Source organism: Streptomyces sp. SID1328 (assembly GCF_009865595.1).
In the GTDB taxonomy this organism is placed as follows: Bacteria; Actinomycetota; Actinomycetes; order Streptomycetales; family Streptomycetaceae; genus Streptomyces; species Streptomyces griseoluteus.
In genome coordinates this window covers 1-5,637 of record NZ_WWKH01000300.1, presented here as the reverse complement: position 1 = coordinate 5,637, position 5,637 = coordinate 1, and the positions used below count along the sequence as shown (strand labels likewise).

Genomic DNA, 5,637 nt, shown 5'->3' with positions numbered 1-5,637 from the left:
GGCGCCCCCGGCACCTGGAGCTCGGCCCGCTCCAGCGCCGTCACCCCGGACCAGCGTCCCGAGGTCCCGCCGGCCGATCCGGCACCTGCTGAGGAGCGCCCGGAGGACGCGCGGGGCGACGCCCGGCGCAGCGCCTCCGCACGCCGCTCCCGCGAGCGGGGCCGCACCCCGCTGTTCGACCAGTACGAGGAGGGCGACCGGCCGCGCGCCGCCAACGAGTGACCCCTCTGACCAGTCCCGGAGCGGATTTCCGAGCACGCCGATCGGGATGCTAGAGTTTCACTCGTTGCAAGGGCCTGTGGCGCAGTCCGGTAGCGCACCTCGTTCGCATCGAGGGGGCCAGGGGTTCAAATCCCCTCAGGTCCACGTAACGCTTCTCCCGAGTCCGCTCGGGAAGAGTTCACGAGATCCCACCGATCATCCGATCGGTGGGATCTCGTCGTTTTCGGGTGCGTTTGCAGGCTTCTCTTCCCTGAACTTCCGGGAGAAGCGAAGATCTTGCGAAGAGAGCGCCCGATGCGAGGGCACCGCCTGAGCGAGGGCTCCACCTGAGGTGAGGGGGGCGCGGTGTGACCGGGGGGGAGTCGGACCGTCTTCGTTTCCATGTGCTCGGCGTGCTGGAGGGCTGGGCCGGACAGACCCGGCTGCGGTTCGGAGGGCCGATCCAGGAACGGGTGCTCGTGACCCTGCTGCTGGAGTCCGGCCGGATCGTCCCGGTGAGCCGGCTGGTCGAGGCCGCCTGGGACGGTGAGCCGCCCAGCAGCGCCGAACACCAGGTGCGCAAGGCGGTTTCGGAGCTGCGCCGACGCATTCCGGGCGGTGCGGCGGTCGTCGTCACCGCCGATCCCGGCTACCGCGTGGAGCTGGGCGAGGGACAGCTCGATCTCGACGAGTTCGCCGGTCTGCTGCGCGCCGCCCGCGCCGCGGTCGGCGAGGGCCGCACGGCCGAGGCGGTCACCGACCTGCGCCAGGCGCTCGCCCTGTGGCGCGGTCCGGCGCCGTCGGGGCGCGGCGGCCGGGTGGTCGAGGCGGCGGTGACGGTGTGGGAGGAACGCCGGCTGGCCGCGGCCGAGCAGTACTTCGAGCTGTGCCTGGCGCAGGGCGAGGCCGCCGAACTCGTCGGCGACCTCAGGGATCTGGTGGGCCGCCATCCGCTGCGCGAGACCCTGCGCGGCCACCTCATGCTCGCCCTGCACCGCTCCGGACGCGGCGCCGAGGCGCTGGAGGAGTACGCGGCGGTGCGCCGCCTGCTCGGTGAGGAACTCGGCATCGACCCGGGCGCCCAGCTGACCCGTCTCCACGAGGGCATCCTGCGCGAGGATCTCGAACCGGCCCCGCGCCCTCCCGCGCCGCGGCCTGCCCCCGTGCCCGGACCGGTCCCGGCGGACCGGGGCGTGTGCACCCTGCCGTACGATCTGACCGACTTCACCGGCCGCGACCACAAGCTGCGGCTGCTGCTGGACAAGGCCGACGAGTCCGACGGCGAGGGCACCCGGATCATCGCCGTCGACGGCATGGGCGGCTCCGGCAAAACCACTCTCGCGGTGCGGGCGGCGCACCGGCTGGCCGACCGCTACCCCGACGGCCAGCTCTTCGTCGACCTGCGTGGCTTCACCCCCGGCGAGCGGCCGCTGCGGCCCGAGGTGGCACTGGAGGGCCTCCTGCGGGCGCTGGGCGTGCCGGACGAGCGGCTGCCGGAGGGCACCGAAGAGCGGACGGCGCTGTGGCGGGGCATGGTCGCCCGCAAACGCGTGCTGATCCTGCTGGACAACGCGGCCGATCCGGGCCAGGTGGTCCCGCTGCTGCCCGCCTCCTCCGGCTGTCTGGTCCTGATCACCAGCCGGGGCCGGCTGGTCGATCTCGACGGCGTCGACTGGATCGGGCTCGGCATGCTCGCCCCCGAGGAGAGCGTGACGCTGCTCGCGGAGACGCTGGGCGCCGAGCGGGCCGCGGCCGAGCCCGGGGCGGTGGCCGAACTCGCCGAGCTGTGCGGCCGACTGCCGCTGGCCCTGCGCATCGCCGCGGCCCGGCTGCGAAACCGGCCCCGCTGGACAGTGGCCCACCTGGTGGAGCGGCTCAGCCACGAGACGCGCCGGCTGGACGAGCTGAGCACCGGGCGGCGCAGCGTGACGGCCACGCTGGAGCTGTCGTACCAGGCGTTGAGCGCGGCCGGGCGGGCCGGGTTCCGGCTGCTGGGGCAGCATCCCGGCACCGAGATCGACGTCTGGTCGGCGGCGGCGCTGACCGGCACCTCCGCCCGGGAGGCCGAGGACCTCCTCGAGTACCTGCTGGACGCGCACATGGTGCAGCAGCACGCGCTGGGCCTGTACAGCTTCCACGACCTGGTGCGCAGCTTCGCCCGCTCCCTGCCCGGCGAGGGCACCGGTGGCGGAGTGCTGGCCGAGCGGCTGCTGCCGTACTACCTGCGCGCGACGGAGGCCGCCTGCGAGGTGCTGTTCCCGGACCGGATGCGCCTGGAGTGGGGCGCGGAGGTCCGGCCCGCCGCCCTGCCCCCGCTGCGTACGGTGGCCGAGGCCATGGAGTGGTTCGACCGGGAGTACCGCATGGTGCAGGCCGCCCTGGACCGTGAGGGCGACCTCGCCGACCCCGCGTGCGTGGTACGCCTCTCCCGCAACCTCGCCTTCTACCTGTACACGCGCAGCAAGCCGGACGAGCAGGTCGCGCAGGGCCGTACCGCCGTACGCGCCGCGCGGCGGCTCGGGGACCGGAACCTGCTGTGCCTCAGTCTCAACAACCTAGGGGTCGCCCAGTGGCGGGCGGGACGCTTCCGTGACGGCATCGACAGCGTCTCCGAGGCCCGCGAGATCGCCCGCGCGCTCGGGGACGAGGTGGGTCCCGCTGGCCGTGGTGTACGGCTTCTTCTCCACCGTCGGCAACGTGTACTGGTCGACGCTGGTCCAGACGGTGCCGAGCGCGGTACGCGGGCGGGTCATCAGCGTCGACTGGCTGGGCTCACTGGCATTGGTCCCGCTGTCGGCGGTGATCGCGGGTGTGGGCAGCGGGCGGACGTTCACGGTGACCGTTTTCGTGCTCGGCGGGACGCTGCCGGTGCTGATGACGCTGGCGGCGCTGCGCTGGGTGGACCTCAAGGCGCTACGGCCGCCGGGGGAGGGCGTGGAGCCGGCCGGGGAGCCGGTGGCCGAGGAGCGCGCGCCACAACCCGTGTCCTGATGCCGGGCGCCCGGGCACGCCTCCTGAGGTGCGTTTCCCGGTTCGTTCCCGTCCCTGGGGACAGCGGCGGGAACCGCGGCCAGCAGTATCCGGGGCGTCGGAAGCGATCGACGCGACCACGACTCGGCGCGGGCCGGGACAAGGGGTGGGGCATGCTGAGCAACGCGATCAAGCTGGCCGGGGTTCTCGTCATGACGTTCGTACTGGCGCTCGGGGGGAGCGCAGCGCTGTCCGGTTCCGGCAAGGCGGAGCACAGCATGGCCCAGGGGGAGGGGCCGGCGAGCCCGAGAGCCTGACCACCTCGTCGAGACCTGGTACCGCCCCGTACGCCACACCGGCGCACGGGGCGGTCCGCGTTTCAGGCCGGGTCGGTCACGGCGTCGGCGTACCGGGCGACGGAGATCCGGTAGGCCGGCAGGTGGGGTGCGAGGGCGCCCAGGGCGAGGGCGGCGGCCTCGCGCTCGCGGCCGAGGTCGATGAGGGTCAGGGCGAGGAACGCGGTGAGCGCGTCGTCCAGGTGGTCCGAGGCGTGGGCGCGCTCCGCGACCAACAGGTCGGCGGCCGCCTCCGGCCGGCCGAGGGTGCGCAGGGTGCTGGCCAGCTGGATGACGGCCTGGCGCCGGCGGTCCTCCGGCAGGCCGGTGTCCAGGGCCCGGCGGTAGAGGGGGACGGCGTCCTCGCCGAGGTCGGTGGCGTCGCAGGCGGAGGCGAGTTCGAAGGCGGCCACGGGGTGGCCGGCGGGCAACTGGCCGGTCAACGCGGCCATCCGGGAGCGGAATTGGGCCGCGTCCGTCTCCTCAAAGGCGTCCCACAGGGCCGCGCACCGCTGCTCCCACTCCGGTGTGGTGTTCGGGGTCATCGGGTCAGCCTCGCACTGTCAGCCCTTGGGGGGCACCAGGTCGCCGTAGATGATGATGTTGTCCGGGCGGTGGCCGTTCTCGATGGCTCCGCCGCAGGTGATCAGGCGGAGTTCGGGGCGGGTCGTGTCGCCGTAGACCTTGCCGGTGGGGAAGGCGTCCTTGTCGACCTGCTCGACCGTGCGGACGGAGAAGACGGCGGAGGAGCCGTCGGCGCGGGCGACCGTGATCCGGGCGCCCTGCTTGATCTGCCCGACGTTCCGCAGCACGGCCGGGCCGTTCACCGTGTCGTAGTGGCCGATCAGGACGGCGGGGCCGGTCTCGCCGGGCGTGACGCCCTTGGAGTACCAGCCGATCCGGCTCGCCTGCGCCACGGAGGGCACCTCCACCGTGCCGTCGGCGGCGAGGCCCAGCTTCAGGACCGGGCCGGTGTCGACGCCCGCCGAGGGGATCGTGACCCGGACCGGGAGTGAACGGGCCATCGGCGCCGCCGACTTGGCGGGTGCGGCGGCCGGGGTGGAGACGGGGCTGGGCGGGGGCGGGGCGGCGTGCCCGGTGCTGTCCTGCGTGCCGCAGGCGGCCAGGGCGAGGCCGAGCGCGAGGGTGAGCGTGGTGGTCGTGACACGGCGCTGCATGAGGCTGACTCCCGACGGAACGACGGGTGCGGGCCCCCGCTCAGGACGGCGGGCCCGCACCCGGGGGACGGCGTTTCAGATCCGACCGGCGACCGAGGTGCCGCGACGGCGCAGGACGACGAAGCCGATGCCCGCGGCGCCGGCAGCGGCCGCCCCGCCGACCGCCATCAGCACGGGGGCGTTGCCCGTGCCGGTGCTCTCGTAGCCGGCCGCGACGCTGCCCTTCGGGACCACGGTCGTCTGGTTGGTGGAGGTGGCGCCAGTGCTGGTGGTGCCGGCGGAGCCCGTCGAACCCGTAGAGGTGGTCGGGTAGGCGAAGCCGCACCCGCTGGGGAGCTGCGGGAAGTCCTGGACGGTCGCCGGGTGGCCGCCGCCCTCCATGTTGGTGCGCAGGCGCGGGTGGGTGCTGTCCGGGTCGAGGATCTCCGCCAGGAAGCCCGCGCTCGCCGGGAGCTTCGGCCGCAGACGGTCCAGGTGGTACGGCATCAGCTTGGTCTCGCCCGCGCCCCGGAAGTCCACCGACGGACCCGACGGGCTGATGGTCACCAGCGCCTCGGTGCCCGCGCCGATGCTCCGCGTCACGGTGACGACGCAGCGGACCGGGGTGACGGGACCCTGGCCGTTGCTGCCCTGGTCCTGGACGGAGGTTATCGAGCCGTCCGCCCGCAGGGTCACCTTGATGCCGTTGAACACCTTGGTCTGCTGGGTACCGAAGCCGCTCCCGGCACGCAGCTCGCCGAGGGTCCTGCCCTTGAAGGTGACGGTGGCCGAGTAGTAGTCGCCCTGGTCCGTGTGCTTGTAGACCTTGGCCGTCAGATCGCCCTTCAGTGCGACGGTCTTCATCAGGACCGGGCCCTGCTGCCCGTTCGGGCCCTCGGACGCGGTGGGGGCCGCCGTGGTGGCGGGCGTGCTGGGCTTGGTGGTCGCGGTCGGCGTGCCGATCTGCGTGCTCG

General features: G+C 73.7%; 4 protein-coding genes, 1 tRNA gene and 1 pseudogene. 3 read left to right on the top strand and 3 right to left on the bottom strand.

Features of this window, described 5'->3' with window-relative positions; all coding sequences use genetic code 11:
- From GT030_RS09010 to GT030_RS09000, 3 genes and pseudogenes are all read left to right on the top strand, one after another.
- Window positions 1-222: pseudogene (locus GT030_RS09010) on the top strand (hypothetical protein); the annotation flags it as partial.
- A gap of 70 nt (window positions 223-292) precedes the next feature.
- Window positions 293-366: transfer RNA gene (locus tag GT030_RS09005), tRNA-Ala, on the top strand.
- A gap of 203 nt (window positions 367-569) precedes the next feature.
- Window positions 570-3,488, top strand: coding sequence for a BTAD domain-containing putative transcriptional regulator (locus tag GT030_RS09000; RefSeq protein ID WP_161200641.1), 2,919 nt, complete (start codon window positions 570-572; stop codon window positions 3,486-3,488).
- A 62-nt stretch (window positions 3,489-3,550) separates the two neighbouring features.
- Here the strand turns inward: GT030_RS09000 and GT030_RS08995 are convergent, their stop codons facing one another.
- From GT030_RS08995 to GT030_RS08985, 3 genes are all read right to left on the bottom strand, one after another.
- On the bottom strand, window positions 3,551-4,051 hold the full coding sequence (locus tag GT030_RS08995) for a tetratricopeptide repeat protein (protein ID WP_161200640.1): 501 nt from the start codon (window positions 4,049-4,051) through the stop codon (window positions 3,551-3,553).
- 18 nt (window positions 4,052-4,069) lie between these two features.
- Window positions 4,070-4,684, bottom strand: coding sequence for a class F sortase (locus GT030_RS08990; RefSeq protein WP_161200639.1), 615 nt, complete (start codon window positions 4,682-4,684; stop codon window positions 4,070-4,072).
- Window positions 4,685-4,759: 75 nt separating this feature from the next.
- Window positions 4,760-5,637, bottom strand: an 878-nt coding sequence (locus GT030_RS08985) for a hypothetical protein (protein ID WP_202459882.1), incomplete at its 5' end; no start/stop codon positions are given.